This is a genomic window from Streptomyces sp. SID14478 (assembly GCF_010548525.1).
In the GTDB taxonomy this organism is placed as follows: domain Bacteria; phylum Actinomycetota; class Actinomycetes; order Streptomycetales; family Streptomycetaceae; genus Streptomyces.
The window spans coordinates 1-18183 of the sequence record NZ_JAAGMG010000547.1 but is presented as its reverse complement, the minus strand read 5'-3'; the positions used below and the strand labels follow the sequence as shown (position 1 = coordinate 18183).

At 72.4% G+C, this 18183-nt stretch carries 16 protein-coding genes; 12 read left to right on the top strand and 4 right to left on the bottom strand.

Going from position 1 to position 18183, the window contains the following annotated elements; translation table 11 throughout:
* Positions 1-568: formylglycine-generating enzyme family protein (locus G3I40_RS17820; RefSeq protein ID WP_164303129.1), on the top strand; the 568-nt coding region annotated here is incomplete at its 5' end.
* A 15-nt stretch (positions 569-583) separates the two neighbouring features.
* On the opposite strand, the gene G3I40_RS17815 is transcribed toward G3I40_RS17820, so the two are convergent.
* Together G3I40_RS17815 and G3I40_RS17810 are read right to left on the bottom strand one after the other, a co-directional pair.
* Positions 584-2230: an amidohydrolase gene (locus G3I40_RS17815; RefSeq protein ID WP_164303128.1), complete on the bottom strand. Its 1647-nt coding sequence runs from the start codon at positions 2228-2230 to the stop codon at positions 584-586.
* 75 nt (positions 2231-2305) lie between these two features.
* Positions 2306-3787 carry an APC family permease gene (locus G3I40_RS17810; RefSeq protein WP_164303127.1) on the bottom strand — a complete coding sequence of 494 codons (1482 nt, stop codon included), beginning with the start codon at positions 3785-3787 and terminating at the stop codon, positions 2306-2308.
* Between the two features lie 128 nt (positions 3788-3915).
* Here G3I40_RS17810 and G3I40_RS17805 point away from each other — a divergent pair, with 128 nt between their 5' ends.
* Positions 3916-4611 (top strand): helix-turn-helix domain-containing protein, encoded by a 696-nt coding sequence (locus tag G3I40_RS17805; protein ID WP_343244948.1) that lies wholly within the window; start codon positions 3916-3918, stop codon positions 4609-4611.
* Positions 4612-4760: 149 nt separating this feature from the next.
* On the opposite strand, the gene G3I40_RS17800 is transcribed toward G3I40_RS17805, so the two are convergent.
* Positions 4761-5459 carry a FadR/GntR family transcriptional regulator gene (locus G3I40_RS17800; protein WP_164303126.1) on the bottom strand — a complete coding sequence of 233 codons (699 nt, stop codon included), beginning with the start codon at positions 5457-5459 and terminating at the stop codon, positions 4761-4763.
* Positions 5460-5742: 283 nt separating this feature from the next.
* Here G3I40_RS17800 and G3I40_RS17795 point away from each other — a divergent pair, with 283 nt between their 5' ends.
* From G3I40_RS17795 to G3I40_RS17760, 8 genes are read left to right on the top strand one after another with little or no spacing between them, the layout of a single operon-like run.
* Positions 5743-6774 (top strand): sugar ABC transporter substrate-binding protein, encoded by a 1032-nt coding sequence (locus G3I40_RS17795; RefSeq protein WP_164303130.1) that lies wholly within the window; start codon positions 5743-5745, stop codon positions 6772-6774.
* Positions 6771-8300 (top strand): sugar ABC transporter ATP-binding protein, encoded by a 1530-nt coding sequence (locus G3I40_RS17790; RefSeq protein ID WP_164303125.1) that lies wholly within the window; start codon positions 6771-6773, stop codon positions 8298-8300. Before G3I40_RS17795 ends, G3I40_RS17790 begins: the two co-directional genes overlap by 4 nt.
* 40 nt (positions 8301-8340) lie before the next feature.
* Entirely contained in the window at positions 8341-9378 is a 1038-nt protein-coding gene (locus G3I40_RS17785) for an ABC transporter permease (protein ID WP_164303124.1), read from the top strand.
* A 32-nt stretch (positions 9379-9410) separates the two neighbouring features.
* A complete protein-coding gene (locus G3I40_RS17780; RefSeq protein WP_164303123.1) occupies positions 9411-10766 on the top strand; it encodes an L-fuconate dehydratase in 1356 nt (451 codons plus the stop codon).
* The gene (locus G3I40_RS17775; protein WP_164303122.1) at positions 10763-11536 is read left to right on the top strand and encodes an SDR family oxidoreductase; all 774 of its coding nucleotides are present in this window, start codon (positions 10763-10765) and stop codon (positions 11534-11536) included. The genes G3I40_RS17780 and G3I40_RS17775 overlap by 4 nt, the downstream gene beginning before the upstream one ends.
* A gap of 5 nt (positions 11537-11541) precedes the next feature.
* On the top strand, positions 11542-12546 hold the full coding sequence (locus G3I40_RS17770; RefSeq protein ID WP_164303121.1) for an aldo/keto reductase: 1005 nt from the start codon (positions 11542-11544) through the stop codon (positions 12544-12546).
* A complete protein-coding gene (locus G3I40_RS17765) occupies positions 12543-12857 on the top strand; it encodes an L-rhamnose mutarotase (RefSeq protein WP_164303120.1) in 315 nt (104 codons plus the stop codon). The genes G3I40_RS17770 and G3I40_RS17765 overlap by 4 nt, the downstream gene beginning before the upstream one ends.
* A complete protein-coding gene (locus G3I40_RS17760; RefSeq protein WP_164303119.1) occupies positions 12854-13726 on the top strand; it encodes an amidohydrolase family protein in 873 nt (290 codons plus the stop codon). The genes G3I40_RS17765 and G3I40_RS17760 overlap by 4 nt, the downstream gene beginning before the upstream one ends.
* Here G3I40_RS17760 and G3I40_RS17755 read toward each other — a convergent pair.
* Positions 13687-15093, bottom strand: a complete 1407-nt coding sequence (locus tag G3I40_RS17755) for a lipase maturation factor family protein (protein WP_164303118.1) — start codon at positions 15091-15093, stop codon at positions 13687-13689. The genes G3I40_RS17760 and G3I40_RS17755 overlap by 40 nt on opposite strands.
* 105 nt (positions 15094-15198) lie before the next feature.
* Between G3I40_RS17755 and G3I40_RS17750 the strand changes: the two genes are divergently transcribed.
* Together G3I40_RS17750 and G3I40_RS17745 are read left to right on the top strand one after the other, a co-directional pair.
* Entirely contained in the window at positions 15199-16419 is a 1221-nt protein-coding gene (locus G3I40_RS17750) for a DUF6777 domain-containing protein (RefSeq protein ID WP_164303117.1), read from the top strand.
* Between the two features lie 51 nt (positions 16420-16470).
* On the top strand, positions 16471-18183 hold a 1713-nt coding region (locus G3I40_RS17745; RefSeq protein ID WP_164303116.1), incomplete at its 3' end, for a SpoIIE family protein phosphatase.

Genomic DNA, 18183 nt, shown 5'->3' with positions numbered 1-18183 from the left:
CGGCGTCGAGGGCGCGACCTGGCGGGCCCCCGAAGGCCCCGGCTCCGGCATCGGCGACCGGGCCCGCCACCCCGTCGTCCACGTCAGCTGGGACGACGCGAGCGCGTACGCCGCCTGGGCGGGCAAGCGGCTGCCGACCGAGGCCGAGTGGGAGTACGCGGCCCGCGGCAACCTGGAGGGGGCCCGCTACCCGTGGGGCGACGAGCTGACCCCGCGCGGCCACTGGCGCTGCAACATCTGGCAGGGCGAGTTCCCCGTCGTCAACACCGGCGAGGACGGCCACGTGGGCACGGCCCCCGTCGACGCGTACCGGCCCAACGCGTACGGCCTGCACAACACCGTCGGCAACGTGTGGGAGTGGGTCGCCGACCGCTTCACCGCCACCCACACCGCCGCTGCGACCACCGATCCGCGGGGGCCCGCCGAGGGCGCGAACCGCGTCATGCGCGGCGGCTCCTACATGTGCCACGACTCGTACTGCAACCGCTACCGGGTCGCGGCCCGCACGGCCAACACGCCGGACTCCAGCAGCGGCAACTGCGGGTTCCGCTGCGCGGCCGACACCTGAGCGCGGACCGGCCGGTCAGCCGAACACCCGCCGCCCCCCGACGAACGTCTGCTCCACCTTCGTCGCCCCGATCTCCTGCGCCGGACCCGCGAACGGGTCCCGGTCCAGGACGACCAGGTCCGCCAGGTACCCGGCGGCGATCGTCCCGGTCTCCGCGTCCAGGTGGTTCACGTACGCGCTGCCCGCCGTGTACGCCGCCAGCGCGTCATGCAGCCCGATGCGCTGCGCGGGCAGGAACTGCGGTGTCCCGGCGGGCGCGTCCGGCGCCACCCTGTTCACCGCGACGTGGATGCCCTGCAGTGGATCGGGGCTGCTCACCGGCCAGTCGCTGCCCGCGGCGAGGGTCGCGCCGGAGCGCAGCAGATCCCCGAACGGGTACTGCCACCCCGCCCGCTCCTCGCCGAGGAAGGGAATCGTCAGCTCGTCCATCTGCGGCTCGTGCGCGGCCCACAGCGGCTGCATGTTCGCGCTCGCGCCGAGTGCCCGGAACCGGCCGACGTCGTCCGGGTGCACGACCTGGAGGTGGGCGAGGTGCGGCCGCGTGCCGGACCAGCCGTTGGCGCGCCGCGCCGCCTCCACCGCGTCGAGGGCCTCGCGCACGGCACGGTCGCCGAGCGCGTGGAAGTGCACCTGGAAGTCGTGTGCGTCCAGCGCCGTCACGTACGTCTTCAGGTCCTCGGGCGGTACGAAGCTGATGCCGCTGTTGTCCGTGCGGCAGCCGCAGCCGTCGAGATAGGGGCCGAGCAGCGCCGCCGTGCCGTTCTCCGCGACCCCGTCCTGCATGATCTTGACGGTCGTCGAGCGCAGGCGGCCCCGGGTGCCCGCTGCCCGCCGGGCGAGCAGCTCCTCGATCTGCTCGGTGCCGCGCGCCCGGTCCCACCACAGCGCGCCCACCACCCGGGCCGTGAGACTGCCGTCGTCCCCGCACGCCAGATACGCGTCCGTCGGGTCGGTGAGATTGGCGTGCGAGCCGAGCAGCGCGTCCTGCCAGGCCGTGATGCCGAGCGAGTGGAGCAGTTCCTGGGCGCGCAGCAGCCCGGCGATCCGCTCCTCGCGCGTCACCGGCGGGAGCAGTGCGGTGACGAGGTTCGCGGCGCCCTCCTGGAGCATGCCGGTGGGCGCCCCGTCCGCGTCCCGCTCGATGCGGCCGTCGCGGGGGTCGGGGGTGCGCGCGTCGATGCCCGCGCGCCGCAGGGCGAGGGAGTTGACCCACGCGCCGTGGTGGTCACGGTTGACGAGGTACACCGGCCGGTCCGGCACCAGTGCGTCGAGCTCGGCGGCCGTGGGCAGCCCGCCGGGGAACGCCTCCATCGACCAGCCGCCGCCGGTGATCCACTCCAGATCGGGCTGGCTGCGGGCGTAGGCGGCTATCAGCTCGCGGTAGTCGGCGAGGGTGAGCGCCCCGCTGAGGTCGCACTGGCCCAGCTCCATCCCGCCGCCGACCGGATGCGCGTGCGCGTCCTGGAAGGAGGGGATCAGCAACTTCCCCGCCAGGTCGACGACTTCGGTGCGCGGGCCGATCAGCTCGCGCACCTCGTCGTGGCCGACGGCGACGATCCGTTCGCCGCGCACGGCCACCGAGGTGGCGCGGCTGCGCGCGGGGGAGCCGGTGTGGACCGGACCGCCGGTGAGGACGAGGTCGGCGGGTGCGGTGTCGGGCATGGGGGGCAACTCCTTGAGCAGGCGGAACAGAGGGAACTGAGGGAACAGCGGGAAAGGAGTGAACGGGCGGGCGTGCTAAGGAACTTCGAGTGCTGCGGGTGGGGCCGCGTCCGCGTCCGTGCCGCGCCGGGTCGTGAAGTAGGGCGAGCGGCGCCGGTACTTGGCGACGGCCGCCATCGCGAACCCGGAGGCGACGGTCAGGACCGGTATCGCCAGCATGAACCAGCCGTTGTCCGGGCTGAGCGCGAAGTGGTCGCTCATCGTGGCGTAGTCGCGGCCGAGGTAGACCCCGACGCCGAGCAGCGCCAGCGCGCTGACCCCGGGAGCGACGACCGCGCGCAGTGCCTGGGCGGGCGAGGTGCGCAGGGCCGAACGGAAGCGGACGGCGCAGGCGAGCGCCGTGAGGCCGTAGTACAGGGCGACGGTCAGCCCGATGGAGTTGACGGCCGCGAGGATCATCTCGTTCAGCTTCGGAATGGCGAGGGCCAGCAGGGCGACCCCCGCCGCGACGGCCATGACGAGCACCGTGCCGAGGGCGGGGGAGCCGTAGCGCGGACTGATCCGCGTCCACGCGCGGCCCATCGTGCGGTCCCGGCCCATCGCGTACAGGCCGCGCGCCGTCGGGATGACGCTGGACTGCAGCGAGGCCACCGCGGAGAACAGCAGCGCGAGCAGCGGCAGGCTCGCCACCGGTTCGTCGGCCAGCTTCGCGCCGAGGTACGTGAGTGCCTGCGGTCCCTGCTCGATCAGTTCGGTCAGCGACATCTCGCGCTGGAAGGCCACGGACCCGTACAGGAACAGGGCGAGCATCGTGAACAGGGCGATGAAGCCGCCGCGGCCCACGTCCCGGACGTTCTTCGTCTCCTCGGTGACGCTGAACGCGGCGTCCCAGCCCCAGAAGAAGAACACGGCGAGGACCAGGCCCTGGGCGAACGCCGTGCCGTCGTGGATCGCGAAGGGGTTCAGCCACGACCACTGGAAGGCGTGGCCGCCGGTGACCAGGGACCAGCCGCAGAACCCGAGCAGGACCGCGTACTCGAAGACCAGCAGCCACGCCTGCAGACGCGTCGCCTTGCGCACCCCCGTGACCGCGGTGACGGTGACGACGGCGAGCACCAGCAGGCCCACGACCGTGCTCAGCGCCGTCGAGTTCGGGTCCAGGTCCAGCCCCCACAGGGCGTGCAGGTGCGCCTTGTTGGCGAACTGCAGGAAGACCGAGCCGGTCACCGCGCTCGTGTACGCCATGAAGATGACGGTGCCGATGAGGGTGACCCAGCCGGTGAGGAAGCCGAGCCAGGGCCCGAGCGAGCCGGCGACCCACACGTAGCCGCTGCCCATGTTCGGCTCGACCCGGTTCAGGCGCGCGTACGCCGTCGCGATGCCGAGGATCGGCAGGAACGCGACGAGCAGCACGGCCGGTGCCTGCAGCCCCACGGTCGCGGCGAGGGAGCCCATTCCGATGCCGATGCTGGTGGTGGCCGCCGTGCTGGACGCGGCGATCGCGACACCGTCGACGACGCCTAGGGAACGGCGCAGACCTGGAGGTTCGCTAGTCATGGGCAGACTCCTGGAACGGATGAGAGGGAGAAGCCGAGCGGGAGGCTGCGATCAAACCGGCCTTGTCAACGTTGCGTCAATGGTGTTGACATAAGGGTGCAGGGGTTGCGGAGAAGGGGTGGTGCGGGGTGAGCGACGGACGGATCCCGGCGCAGCGGCGGCGGCGCAAGCCGACCCGGTCGGGCGTGCTGCTGTCCGAGGACGTGATCGTCGACTGTGCGCTGCGGCTGGTCGGGCAGCACGGGCCCGACGCACTGAGCGTGCGGCGGCTCGGCGCGGCCCTCGGCTGCGACCCCAGCGCGCTGTACCGGTACTTCCACAACACGGACGACCTGCTGCTCGCGCTCGCCGACCGGCTCATCGGCGACGCCCAGGCAGGCTTCGACCCGACGGACATGCCCTGGGCCGAGGGCCTGCGCGAGATGGCCCTGCGCATCCACGGCTGCTACCGCGCGCACCCGCGGGTGGCCGCGATGGCCGCGTACCGGGTGACCCGGCGCCTCAACGAGTTCCGGGCAGTGGACACCGGGATCGGGCTGCTGCGGCGCGCGGGGTTCGACGACGCGACGGCGGTGCGGTACTACGCGGCGTTCGTCGACACCGTGCTCGGGCACGCGGCGCTGGACGCGGCGCATCTCGCGCTGCCGGTGGAGCGCAGAGCGGCGGACGACCGCGCCTGGACGCAGGAGTACGCCCGGCTGCCCACCGCTACCCACCCCCAACTGGCCGTGGTGCGCGCGCAGTTGCCTCTCATGGCGGGCAGCTCCTTCGAGACGGCCCTGGACCTGCTGCTCGCGGCTCTGGTGGCGGCGGCGCCGGGCTGAGCGGGGCTCGGGCGGCTGTGCTTTTACGGGCCGGGAACTGCGGATCGGCCGCGGAGTGCCCCTCATCCCGGTGCGCGGCCCGGCCGTCGGGGTCGGACACGGCGGACGCCCCCCTTGCGCGTGGCGCGGGCGGCGATCCTGTCACGCGCTCAGTCCAGCTGGGAGCGCAGCCACTCCTCGACCTCGCCGACGTGCGCCGCTGCCGCGGCCCGGGCCGCCTCCGGGTCGTGAGCGACCAACGCCCGGTGGATGCGGGAGTGTTCGCGGCGGGTGCGCTCGAACGCGCCCTCCTCCTGGTAGCCGCGCCACACCCGCGCCCGGAAGGTCCGCGACGACAGGCCCTCCAGGATCGCCGCCATCGTGTCGTTGCCCGCCGCGGCCACGATCGCGCGGTGGAACGCGAGGTCGTGGGAGAGGATCTCTTCCGGGTCGTCGGTGGCCTCCATCGCCGCCAAGTGCTCCTCCACCGCGGCGAGTTGGGTGCGGGTGATGCGTGCGGCCGCCAGCGCCGTCGCGGTCGACTCCAGGATGCGGCGCACTTCGAGGAGCTCCACCAGACGCGGCCCGCGCGACAGGTCCGCGACCACCCCGAAGGTCTCCAGGAGGTCGCCGGCCTCCAGCTGGGTGACGTAGATGCCGGAGCCGTGGCGGGCCTCCAGCACCCCGAGCACGGTCAGCGCCCGGATGGCCTCGCGCATCGACGAGCGCGAGATGCCGAGCTGGACGGCGAGGTCCCGCTCGGTGGGCAGGCGTTGGCCGGGCTCCAGGCTGCCGCCGCCGATCATCGCCTTGATCTGCTCGATCGCCCGCTCCGTGACGGTGCCCTTCTGGGGGGCGGTCTGCTCCACGATGACGTCCTCCTACGGCCGGATGCGGCGCAGTCTAATCAGCAATGTGGTCCGACCACTACCGAGGTGGTCGGACCTTTCTGAGGTCTCGGAGGCGTAAAAGCCGAGAAAACTTGGCGCCGAAGGGTGTTGGCGGAGCGAAGTGGTCTGATAAATATCTCGGCGCGGCCAGGTAGAAGGACGGCAGGACCCGGTCGCGAGCCCATGACTTCCGGAGCCGAGGAGCGGTCCGATGACTGGCACCACGAAGCGCACGAAGAGTTCGAGAGCGGGAGCGCTGCGCATGGCGGCCCTGCTGGGGTGCGCCGCCCTCGCCCTCAGCGCATGCGGCAGCACCAAGGACGACACCGCCGGGTCCGGCGGTGCGGCGGGCGGTGACGGCAAGGGCAAGGTCGGCGTCATTCTGCCCCTGCTGACCTCGCCGTTCTGGCAGTCGTACAACGACTACGTGCCGAAGATGGCGAAGTCCGAGGGTGTCGACGCGCTGAAGACGGTCAACTCCAACAGCGACCCCTCGCAGCAGATCACCGACATCAACAACCAGCTCAACCAGGGCGTGAAGGGCCTCGTCGTCGCGCCCCTGGACAGCGCCGCCATCGCCGCGGGCCTCGACCAGGCCGAGCGCAAGGGCGTCCCGGTCGTCGCCGTGGACGTCGCGCCCGAGAAGGGCAAGGTCGCCATGGTCGTGCGCGCCAACAACGTGGCGTACGGCGAGAAGGCCTGCGAGTACCTGGGCAAGCAGGTCAAGACCGGCAAGGTCGTGCAGATCATGGGCGACCTGGCCTCCGTCAACGGCCGTGAGCGGTCCAAGGCGTTCCGCGACTGCGTCAAGTCCACCTACCCGAAGCTGAAGGTCCTGGAGATCCCCGCCAAGTGGGAGTCGGACACCGCCGCCTCCAAGCTGGACACCCTGCTCAACGCCAACCCCGACATCAAGGGGATCTACATGCAGGCGGGCGGCGTCTACCTCGCGCCGACCCTGCAGACCCTCAAGTCCAAGGGCATGCTGAAGACGGCGGGCAAGGCCGGGCACATCGCGATCGTCTCGAACGACGGCATCCCGCAGGAGTTCGACGCGATCCGCAAGGGCCAGATCGACGCGACCGTCTCGCAGCCCGCCGACGCGTACGCCAAGTACGGGATGTACTACATCAAGGCGGCGATGCAGGGCAAGACGTTCAAGCCGGGCCCGACCGACCACGACTCGGAGATCGTCAAGCTGCCCAGCGGCATCCTCGAGGACCAGCTGCCCGCGCCGCTGGTCACCAAGGACAACGTCGACGACCCCAAGCTCTGGGGAAACACGGTCAAATGACGGACACCACACACCAGTTGGCCCCGCCGTTGGTGGAGGCCACCGGCATCGCCAAACGGTACGGGCCCACGGTCGCCCTCGCCGACGGACGGCTGACCGTGCGCGCGGGCGAGTCCCACGCGCTGGTCGGCCGCAACGGCGCGGGCAAGTCCACCCTCGTCACCGTCCTCACCGGGCTCCAGGCGCCGGACGCGGGCACGCTGCTCTTCGACGGCGAGCCCGCGCCGCCGCTCGGCGACCGGGAGGCGTGGCGCTCCAAGGTGGCCTGCGTCTACCAGAAGCCCACCGTGGTACCGGAGTTGACGGTCGCGGAGAACCTGTTCATCAACCGGCAGCCCGGCGCCCGGCGCGGCTTCTTCAGCTGGAAGAAGCTGCACGCCGAGGCGGCGGGACTGCTGGAGACCTGGGACATCCGCGTCGACCCGGAGGCGCGCACCGCCGACCTCAAGGTCGAGGACCGCCAAATGGTCGAGATCGCACGGGCGTTGAGCGGCGGCGCCCGGTTCATCGTCCTCGACGAGCCGACCGCCCAGCTCGACAACCGCGAGATCGAGCGGCTCTTCGACCGGATGCGCGGCCTGCAGGACTCCGGTGTCACCTTCCTGTTCATCTCGCACCACCTCCAGGAGGTGTACGAGGTCTGCCAGACGGTCACCGTGCTGCGCGACGCCCGCTGGATCACCACCGCGCCGGTCGCCGAACTGCCCCGCCCCGCACTCGTCGAGGCGATGGCCGGCGAGGTGATCGCCGAACAGGCGGCCGCCGCGGCCGAGGCCGTCGTGGAGCAGGACGGGGTGGACGCGCCGGTCGTCCTCGACGTCGAGGCGCTGACCTCGGACACGTACGAGAACGTCGACCTGACCGTGCGCCGCGGCGAGGTCGTCGGACTCGCCGGGTCCAGCGGCAGCGGCAAGATCACCCTGGCCGAGTCGCTGGCCGGGCTGCACACGCCGACCTCCGGCACGGCCCGACTGGACGGCGAACAGCTGCCGTTCGGCGACGTGTCCGCGGCGCTCGCCGCCGGGGTGGGCTGCGTTCCCCGGGACCGGCACGACCAGGGCCTCGTCACCGGCATGACCATCGGCGACAACGCGACGATGACGGTGCTCGGGCGCCTGGGCCGCTACGGCTTCGTCGGCACCGACCGCAAGCGCGGCTTCGCCCGCGACCTCATCGAGCGCCTCGACATCCACGCCGAGGGCCCCGACCAGCCCGTGTCCGACCTCTCCGGCGGCAACGCCCAAAAGGTCGTCATGGCACGGGCGTTGGCCTCGGACCCGCACCTTCTCGTCCTCATCAATCCCACGGCCGGCGTCGACGTGAAGTCCAAGGAGTCACTGCTGCGCCGCGTCGACAGCGCCCGCGACGACGGCACCGCCGTCCTCGTCGTCTCCGACGAACTCGACGACCTGCGCCGCTGCGACCGCGTGCTGGTCCTCTTCCACGGCCGGGTCGTCGCCGAGCACGCCGCGGGCTGGAACGACCACGACCTCATCGCCTCCATCGAGGGCGTCGACCGTGACTGACACCAGGGGCCGAGCCGTCGCCCCGACCAAGGAGCCCACCATGGCTGATACCCGGGCCCCGTCGGCCCCGGCCGCCAAGACCCCCGCACACACCGCGGGGACGACCACCGCGAAGACCGTACTGCTGCGCCGCGCACGTGAACTGGCCCTGGTACCAGCCCTGGTACTCCTCCTGATCCTCGGCGCGATCGTCAACGACTCCTTCCTCACCGAGCGCAACCTCATCTCCATCCTCGGCGCGTCCGCCGCCCTCGCGATGGTCGTGCTCGCCGAGTCCCTCGTCCTGATCACCGGCAAGTTCGACCTCTCCCTCGAATCGGTCGTGGGCATCGCGCCCGCCGTGGGCGCCCTGCTGGTGCTGCCGGTGGCCCAGTCGGGCTGGGGCACCGAGTTCCCGGCCGTCCTCGCGATGCTCGCGATCCTCGTGGTGGGCGGCGCCATCGGCGCCTTCAACGGCATCCTCGTCGTCAAGTTCAAGCTCAACGCGTTCATCGTCACGCTGGCGATGCTGATCGTGCTGCGCGGCCTGCTCGTCGGCGCCACCAAGGGCAAGACCCTGTTCGGCATGCCGGACTCGTTCTTCTCCCTGGCCACCACCACGTTCCTGCGCATCCCGATGTCGGTGTGGCTCGCCGCCGTCGCGTTCGGCGTCGCCGGACTGATCCTCAAGTACCACCGCGTGGGCCGCGCCCTGTACGCGATCGGCGGCAACGCCGACGCCGCGCGCGCCGCCGGCATCCGGGTCGAGCGCATCATGCTCGGCGTCTTCATCGTGGCGGGCGTCCTCGCCTCGGTCGGCGGCATCATGCAGACCGGGTACGTCGGGGCGATCAGCGCCAACCAGGGCAACAACATGATCTTCACGGTGTTCGCCGCGGCGGTCATCGGCGGCATCAGCCTCGACGGCGGCAAGGGCACCATGTTCGGCGCGCTCACCGGCGTCCTGCTGCTCGGCGTCGTACAGAACCTGCTCACCCTCGCCCAGGTGCCGTCCTTCTGGATCCAGGCCATCTACGGCGGCATCATCCTGCTCGCCCTGATGATCGCCCGCGTCACCACCGGCCGCGCCCAGGATTGACCCGAGCCCCACACCTGCCCGAAAGGCAACACGTGTCCGCAACCACCCCCTGCGTCACCGCGGTCGACACCTACGACATCCGGTTCCCGACCTCCCGGGAACTGGACGGCTCCGACGCCATGAATCCCGACCCCGACTACTCGGCCGCGTACGTCGTCCTGCGCACGGACGCCGCCGACGGACACGAGGGGCACGGCTTCACGTTCACCATCGGCCGCGGCAACGACGTCCAGGTCGCCGCGATCCGGGCGCTGAGCCACCACGTCGTCGGCCGGCCCCTCGACGAGCTGTGCGCCGACCCGGGCAGCCTCAACCGCGACCTGATCGGCGACAGCCAACTGCGGTGGCTGGGGCCCGAGAAGGGCGTGATGCACATGGCGATCGGCGCCGTCGTCAACGCGGCGTGGGACCTCACCGCCAAGCGGGCCGGCAAGCCCCTGTGGCGCCTGCTCGCCGAGGCGGAACCCGAGTGGCTCGTACGGCAGATCGACTTCCGCTACATCGCGGACGCGCTCACCCCCGAAGAAGCCCTGGACCTGTTGCGGTCGGGCCGCGAGGGAGCCGCCGAACGCACCGGCCGCCTCCTGGAGCGCGGCTACCCGGGCTACACCACCTCGCCGGGCTGGCTCGGCTACTCCGACGAGAAGCTGAGCCGGCTCGCCCGGCAGGCCGTCGCCGACGGCTTCACCCAGATCAAGCTGAAGGTCGGCGCCGACCTCGACGACGACATCCGCCGCTGCCGCACCGCGCGGGAGGTCATCGGCCCGGACATCCGCATGGCCATCGACGCCAACCAGCGCTGGAACGTCGACGAGGCCGTCACGTGGACCCGCGCCCTCGCCGAGTTCGCGCCGTACTGGGTCGAGGAGCCCACCAGCCCCGACGACGTCCTCGGCCACGCCGCGATCCGCAAGGCGGTGGGCCCCGTCAAGGTCGCCACCGGCGAACACGTCCAGAACCGCATCGTCTTCAAGCAGCTGCTGCAGGCCGAGGCCATCGACGTCCTGCAGATCGACGCGGCGCGCGTCGGCGGTGTCAACGAGAACCTCGCGATCCTGCTGCTCGCCGCCAAGTTCGGCGTCCCCGTCTGCCCGCACGCCGGCGGCGTCGGCCTGTGCGAACTCGTCCAGCACCTGTCCATGTTCGACTACGTCGCGCTGACCGGCACCACCGAGGACCGCGTCATCGAGTACGTCGACCACCTGCACGACCACTTCCTCGACCCGGTCGTCCTGCGCCAGGGTCACTACACGGCCCCGACCGCACCCGGCTTCTCCGCCACCATGCGGCCGCAGTCCATCGCGGAATTCACCTACCCCGACGGGGAGTTCTGGCGCACGGACCTGGCCGGGCACCAACCGCCCCACACGAACGGAGCCGCAGCATGACCGACAGCGCCAGCCTCCAGGACTTCGCCGGGCTCAAGGCCCTCGTCACCGGCGGAGCCTCCGGTCTCGGCCGCGCCACCGCCGACCTGCTGCTCGCGCGCGGCGCCGACGTCGCCGTCCTCGACCGTGACATCACCGCCGTGGACAAGCCGCTGCGCGGATACGCCGCCGACGTCACCGACGACGAGACGGTGCGGGCCGCCGTGGCCGCCGCCGTCGCCGACCTCGGCGGACTCGACATCCTGGTCAACAACGCGGGCATCGGCGCCCAGGGCACCGTCGCCGACAACGACGACGCCGAATGGCACCGCGTCCTCGACGTCAACGTGGTCGGCATGGTCCGCGCCGCCCGCGCCGCACTGCCCGCGCTGCGCGCTTCGGAACACGCCGCGATCGTCAACACCTGCTCCATCGCCGCCACCGCGGGCCTGCCGCAGCGCGCCCTGTACTCCGCGTCCAAGGGCGCCGTGTACTCCCTCACCCTCGCCATGGCGGCCGACCACATACGCGAGGGCATCCGCGTCAACTGCGTCAACCCCGGCACCGCGGACACCCCGTGGATCGGCCGGCTCCTCGACAAGGCCGACGACCCGGCCGCCGAACGCGCCGCCCTCGAAGCCCGCCAGCCCACCGGGCGCCTCGTCCGCGCCGACGAGGTCGCGGGCGCCGTCGCCTACTTGGCGAGCCCGCTGTCCGGCGCGACCACCGGCACCTCCCTCGCCGTCGACGGCGGCATGCAGGGCCTGCGCCTGCGGCCCGCGGGACAGTGACGGCCGTGCGCACCCGCACCCTCGGCCGCAGCGGCGTACCGGTCACCGAGCTCGGCTTCGGCGCCGCCGCCGTCGGCAACCTGTTCACCCCGGTCCACGACGACGAGGCGTACGCCGCCCTCGACGCCGCCTGGGACGCCGGCATCCGTTACTTCGACACGGCCCCGCACTACGGCATCGGCCTGTCCGAGCGGCGCGTCGGCGCGTATCTGCGCACCCGGCCCGCGTCCTCGTACACCCTGTCCACCAAGGTCGGCAGGATCCTCGCGCCGCACGACGGCGGGGGAGACGACCTGGCACACGGCTTCGCCGTGCCCGCCACCCACCGCCGCGTCTGGGACTTCAGCGCCGCCGGAGTGCGGCGCTCGATCGAGGACAGCCTCGGCCGGCTCGGCGTCGACAAGATCGACGTGGCGTACCTGCACGACCCCGACGACCACGCCGAGCAGGCCTTCGGCGAGGCGTACCCGGAGCTGGAGCGACTGCGCGGCGAAGGGCTCGTGGACGCCATCGGCGCGGGCATGAACCAGGCGGGGATGCTGGCCCGGTTCGTCCGCGACACCGATGTGGACGTGGTCCTGTGCGCCGGGCGCTACAGCCTGCTCGACCAGGCGGCCCTGAGCGCCCTGCTGCCCGCGGCGGCCGCACGCGGGGTCGGGGTCGTCGTCGGCGGCGTCTTCAACTCGGGGCTGCTCGCCGACCCGAAGCAGGGCGCCACCTTCGACTACGCCCCCGCCCCGCCGGCCGCGGTGGAAAGGGCCCTCGCTCTCAAGGAGCTGGCGCAGCGGCACGGCACCACCCTGCGCGCCGCCGCACTCGCCTTCCCTTTCGCGCACCCGGCCGTCGCCGGTGTCCTCGTCGGGACCCGCTCGGCGGCCGAAGTCACCGACACCGCGCAGCAGTTCACCACTCCCGTGCCCGCGGACTTCTGGGCCGAGGCCCGCGCCCTGGACCTGCTCGCCGCCGACGTCCCCACCCCTTCTGCCCACGGACAGGAGAACCGCGCATGAGAGTCGCCCTGCACACCAAGGTCCGTGCCGACCGCATCGAGGAGTACGAAGCCGCCCACCGCGAGGTCCCCGCCGAGCTGGTCGCCGCCATCCGGGCGGCCGGGGCCACGCGGTGGACGATCTGGCGCAGCGGCACGGACCTCTTCCACGTCCTGGAGTGCACGGACTACGCCGCGATGCTCGCCGAACTGGAGCGCCTCCCCGTGAACATCACCTGGCAGGCCCGGATGGACGAACTCCTCGACGTCGCGCACGACTACTCGGCGGACGGCGCGGGCGCGGGCCTGCCCGTCGTCTGGGAGCTGCCATGACGTCGCCGGCCCCAGGAGTCATCGACGCCCACCACCACGTGTGGGACCTGTCCGTCCGTGACCAGGACTGGATCACCGGCCCCGAACTCGCCCCCATCCGGCGGAACTTCGGGCTCGATGACCTCCTCCCTGACGTGCGGGCCGCGGGTGTCGAGGCCACCGTCATCGTCCAGACCGTCCCCGTCGCCGAGGAGACCCCCGAGTTCCTCGCGCTCGCCGACGGGGCGGATCTCGTCGGTGCCGTCGTCGGCTGGACCGACCTGACCCGCCCCGACGTGGCCGACACCCTCGCCGGACTGCGCCGCCTCCCCGGCGGGCAGTACCTGGTGGGCATCAGGCACCCGGTACAGGGCGAGCCCGACCCCGAGTGGCTGCTGCGCCGTGACGTCCGGACCGGCCTGCGCGCGGTCGCCGAGGCCGGACTCGTCTACGACCTGCTGGTGCGCCCGCAGCAGTTGGACGCCGCCGTGCGGGTCGCCGCCGAGCATCCCGAACTCACCTTCGTTCTGGACCACTTGGGGAAGCCGCCGATCGCGTCCAAAGCCCTGGAGCCCTGGAGCTCCCAGGTGCGCGCGCTCGCCCAGTTGCCGAACACGGTGTGCAAACTGTCCGGGATGGTCACCGAGGCGGACTGGGCGGCGTGGACCGTCGACGCGCTGCGGCCGTACGCGGACACGGTCCTGGAGGCATTCGGCCCGGGCCGCGTGATGTTCGGCTCCGACTGGCCGGTGTGCACCCTCGCCGCGTCGTACGAACAAGTACTGCATGCGGCCCGGGAGTTGGTCGGCGGCCAGGACGAGGAGGTGTTCGGCGGGACCGCCCGACGCGTCTATCTCAGCCGGGTCGGCGCCCGGAACTCCCGCACGTAGGTCCGCTCCCACCATGCCCCCGTCGCGCGCAGCTCGCGCCAGGTCGTGTACCGGTAGCGGTACACGCGCGCCCGGACGTGCACGGGCGGCGCGTCGGGGAACGGGCACCGGCGCAGCAGCCGCAGCGTGTCCCGGTCGCCCGCCAGCAGTCGCTCCACCAGCCCGTCGAACCACGGGCGGGCGTACGCGGGCGACAGCGCGGCGAACCACATCATCCAGTCGAGCCGCAGGTGGTAGGGCGCGAACTGCCGGGGCGGACGGCGCGGATCGCCCGGCTTCCCCTTGAACTCGTAGGCCCGCCACTGGGACGCGGGGCCCGGCGCCGGGTCCGCCGTGCCCTCGATCACGATCTCCTGCCGGACGCGGCCGATGGTGCCGAACGCCCCGTACGTGTTGACCAGGTGCAGTGAGTCGTACGAGCGGTTCATGGCCTGCCTGCGGGACAGCAGATTGCGCGCCGGGCGCACGCTCAGGGCCGCCACCAACGCGGTCAGCCCCAGGGTGAGGGCCTCGTACCAGAGCGGGGCGGCGGGCAGCGCGGGCGGCGCGTGCAGGGCAGTGAGGTCGAGGGCGCCGACGGCGAGCACGACCGTCAGCCAGTTCAGCCACGCGAAGTTCCCCGACAGGATCAGCCACGCCTGGGTGACGATCATCAGCGCGGCCGCTGCAGAGGCGACCGGCTGCGGGGTGAACAGGAGGAAGGGGACGGCGAGTTGGGTCACGTGGTTGGCCGCCGCCTCCGCCCGGTGCAGGGGGCGCGGCAGCCGGTGGAAGAACCAGCTCAGCGGGCCCGGCATCGGCTGCGTCTCGTGATGGAAGTACAGACACGTCAGATTCCGCCAGCATCTGTCGCCGCGGAGCTTGATGAGCCCCGCGCCGAACTCGACGCGGAACAGCACCCAGCGCAGCAGGAACAGCACGAGCACCGGCGGCGCCACCTCGTCGTTGCCGAGGAACACCGCGAGGAACCCGACCTCCAGCAGCAGCGACTCCCAGCCGAAGCCGTACCAGGTCTGCCCGACGTTCACGATCGACAGGTACAGGCCCCACGGGACCAGCCACAGCAGCATCGCGCCCCACAACGGCACCAGCCCGTCCGCGCCCGCGAGCAGCGCCGCGGCCACCGCCGCGCCGGTCCACGCGCAGCCCGCGAAGAACCGGTCCGAGTAGTGCAGCCGGAACAGCGTCGGCGCCCGCCGCCACGGCACCCGGGCCAGGTGAGCAGGCACGGGCAGCATGCCGCGCGCCCCGATCAGCGCCCGGAACTGCAGCGCCGCCCCGACGAACGCGACGAGATACAGCGCGGCCAGACCGCGCTGGAGGACCAGGCGGCTCAGCCAGTACTCGGGGGCGCCGAACCAGTGCACGTCCTCAGTGTGTCCCCGCGCGCTCCCCGAGGTCACGACTTGCGGTCCCCGGTCCGACACTCCGGACAATAGGTGCACAGTGCCGGTACGCAGGTGGGAGATCAGGTGCGCGCACGGAACAGGACCAGGACGTACGTCACGGCTCTCGGGATATCGGCGGCCCTCGTGCTCGCCGGATGCTCCGGGGGCGGCGACAAGAACGCGGCCGACGGCAAGGGCGAACTGTTCCTCCAGCCCGTCGCCGCACAGGGCCCCGACCCCTTCACCGACTCCACCGCCACCTCCGACGCGAGCCCCCCGCCCGTCACCCGAACGCCGCAACCGGCCCCGACGGGCTCCGGCTCGGCCGAGGCGCTCGCCTCGTACTCCGGCGCGACGCCCGGCCTGTACGGCGGCACGCACTCCGTCGGCAGCTGCGACGTCGAGCAGCAGATCCGCTTCCTCACCTCCGACCAGGCCAAGGCCGGCGCGTTCGGCGAGGCCGCCGGCGTCTCCTCGGCCGGCATCGCGGGCTATCTGCGCGGGCTCACCCCGGTCGTGCTGCGCGCCGACACCCGCGTCACCAACCACGGCTACCGCGACGGCCGGGCCACGAGCTTCCAGTCGGTGCTGCAGTCCGGAACGGCCGTGCTGGTCGACGGCCACGGCATGCCGCGCGTGCGCTGCGCCTGCGGCAACCCGCTCGGCGGACCGGTCGCCTTCAAGACGGTGCCGGGGCAGCAGGGCCAGGCCTGGAGCGGGTACCGGCCGAATCAGGTCGTGATCGTGAAGCCCGCGCCGCAGATCATCCAGAACATCACGATCATCAACATCGTCAACAACACCTGGATCGAGCGGACGATCGGCGACGAGGGCGACAAGGACCGCACGGTCCCGCCGCCCAAGCCGACACCCCCGCCCACGCCCACGCCCACGCCCACTCCTACGCCCACGCCGACCCCCGACGGCACCCCCACGTCGGCCTCGCCCACGGACCCGGACTCCGACTCGGCGACGCCGACGGAGAGCGACTCCGGCACGGCGTGCCCGACGCCCGGCGCCACGGACAGCCCGACCCCGACCCCCTGGCCGTCCGGTTGCCCCAGCCCGTCCACCTCGACCGTCGTGCCCCCGGACGACCCGACGCAGGAGGACACCCCGACGCAGGACACACCGTCCGAGGACACACCGTCCGAGGAGATCCCCTCGCTGGACACCTCCTCCGAGGACGTCCCGTCCGACGACACCGGCACGACGGGCGAGGAGACAGGCCCCGACACCGTCCCCGACAGCCCGGACCAGCCCGACGGCGGCGGCCTGATCCCGGACGCCACGGACGCCTCCTGAAGGGCTCCCGCCCCACGTGCGGCCCCCTGACCCTGCGCCTAGCGTGGCCCTATGGACGCGGGTAGCGGGGGCGGCACGGCGCCCGGCGACTCCCCGGGCGGGGAGGGCTCGGAAGAGTCACCGCGGGGTTTTCTGGAGACGTACGGGCGCGGTCTGCGCATGGGCAGTTTCGACTGGGACCTCGACTCCGGCCTGATGCACATGGACGCCAACGCGCACGCCGTCTTCGACATCCTCCCCGAGGAGTACGACGGCCACCCCGAGACCCTCGGCCTGCGCGTCCCGCCCGGCGAGGGCGGCCGCCTCGACACGCTCGTGTCCCAGGCGCTCAAGAGCGGCGAGGAGAACTACGGCGCGTACTTCCGCATCCGCACCCGCGCGGGGGAGCTGCGCTGGACCCACACCCGCGGCTACATCCGCCGCGACGGCACCGGCCGCCCGCGCCGCATCCTCGGCGTCGTGCGCGACGCCACCGACGAACTCAACGACGCCACCGTGCAGCACGAACGCGCCGCCCGCGAGGCCGTGCGGCGCCGCGAGACCAGCGTCGTACAGAACACCACCGCCGCCCTCGCGCACGCCCGCACCGTCAACGAGGTCATCGACGTGCTGCGCGAGACGCACGGCGTGGAGCACCTCGGCGCGACCAGCTTCGTGATGGGCCTGGTCCGGGCCGGCCGCATCCACCTCGTCGCCGAGGGCCCCTCCGGCAGCTTCGTGCCCGGTACGCACGTCACCCGCATCGACGACCCGTACCCGATGGGCGAGGTCGTGCGCACGCTCACGCCCCGCTTCATCGAGTCGCCCGAGGACTTCGCCGCCTCGTACCCGCTGCTGTGGCCGCACATCACCCACCTCGGCATCTGCTCGGCCGCCTACCTGCCGCTCATCGCGCAGGCCCGCCCCATCGGCGCCGTCGGCCTGCTCTACCACGACCGCAAGGGCTTCACGCAGTCCGAGCGCAACGTCCTCGTCGCCCTCGGCAGCAGCATCGCGCAGAGCCTGCAGCGCGCCATGTTCTACGAGCAGGAGAAGGACCTCGCGCAAGGACTGCAGCAGGCGATGCTGCCGCGCACGATCCCGTCCGTGCCGGGCGCCGACATCGCGGTGCGCTACCGCTCCGCCTCCCTCGGCCGCGACATCGGCGGCGACTGGTACGACGTCATCCCGCTGCCGGGCGGCCGCGTCGGCGCCGTCATCGGCGACGTCCAGGGGCACGACACGCACGCCGCCGCCGTCATGGGCCAACTGCGCATCGTGCTGCGCGCGTACGCGGCCGAGGGGCACACCCCGGCGACCGTCATGGCCCGCGCCTCCGTCTTCCTGCACGAGCTCGACACCGAACGCTTCGCGACGTGCCTGTACGCCGAGGCGGACCTGTCCACGGGCGTCGTCCAGCTCGTGCGGGCCGGACACCTCGACCCGCTGCTGCGCCGCACCGACGGCACCTGCCGCAAGGTGCCCGTCGACGGCGGCCTCCCCCTGGGCCTGTCCGCCGAGTTCGGGCGGCTCGAATACCCCGTCGCCACCGTCGAACTCGACCCGGGGGAGATGCTGGTGCTGTGCACGGACGGCCTCGTCGAGCAGCCCGGCACCGACCTCGACGACGGCCTGCACGCCCTCACCGCGATGATCGGCGCGGGCCCCTCCGACATCGACCGGCTCGCCGACCGGCTGTGCGAGGACGTCGACGTGCGCGGCGGCGACGACGACGTGGCCCTGCTGCTCCTGCGCCGGCGCGGCGCGGGCGCCCCGCAGAGCGGC

What these genes read in the sequence shown, in the direction of transcription:
- G3I40_RS17810 (WP_164303127.1), bottom strand. Translation starts at nt 3,787, where the DNA reads ATGACTAGCGAACCTCCAGGTCTGCGCCGTTCCCTAGGCGTCGTCGAC.
- G3I40_RS17795 (WP_164303130.1), top strand. Translation starts at nt 5,743, where the DNA reads ATGGCGGCCCTGCTGGGGTGCGCCGCCCTCGCCCTCAGCGCATGCGGC.
- G3I40_RS17790 (WP_164303125.1), top strand. Translation starts at nt 6,771, where the DNA reads ATGACGGACACCACACACCAGTTGGCCCCGCCGTTGGTGGAGGCCACC.
- G3I40_RS17760 (WP_164303119.1), top strand. Translation starts at nt 12,854, where the DNA reads ATGACGTCGCCGGCCCCAGGAGTCATCGACGCCCACCACCACGTGTGG.
- G3I40_RS17765 (WP_164303120.1), top strand. Translation starts at nt 12,543, where the DNA reads ATGAGAGTCGCCCTGCACACCAAGGTCCGTGCCGACCGCATCGAGGAG.
- G3I40_RS17785 (WP_164303124.1), top strand. Translation starts at nt 8,341, where the DNA reads ATGGCTGATACCCGGGCCCCGTCGGCCCCGGCCGCCAAGACCCCCGCA.
- G3I40_RS17815 (WP_164303128.1), bottom strand. Translation starts at nt 2,230, where the DNA reads ATGCCCGACACCGCACCCGCCGACCTCGTCCTCACCGGCGGTCCGGTC.
- G3I40_RS17775 (WP_164303122.1), top strand. Translation starts at nt 10,763, where the DNA reads ATGACCGACAGCGCCAGCCTCCAGGACTTCGCCGGGCTCAAGGCCCTC.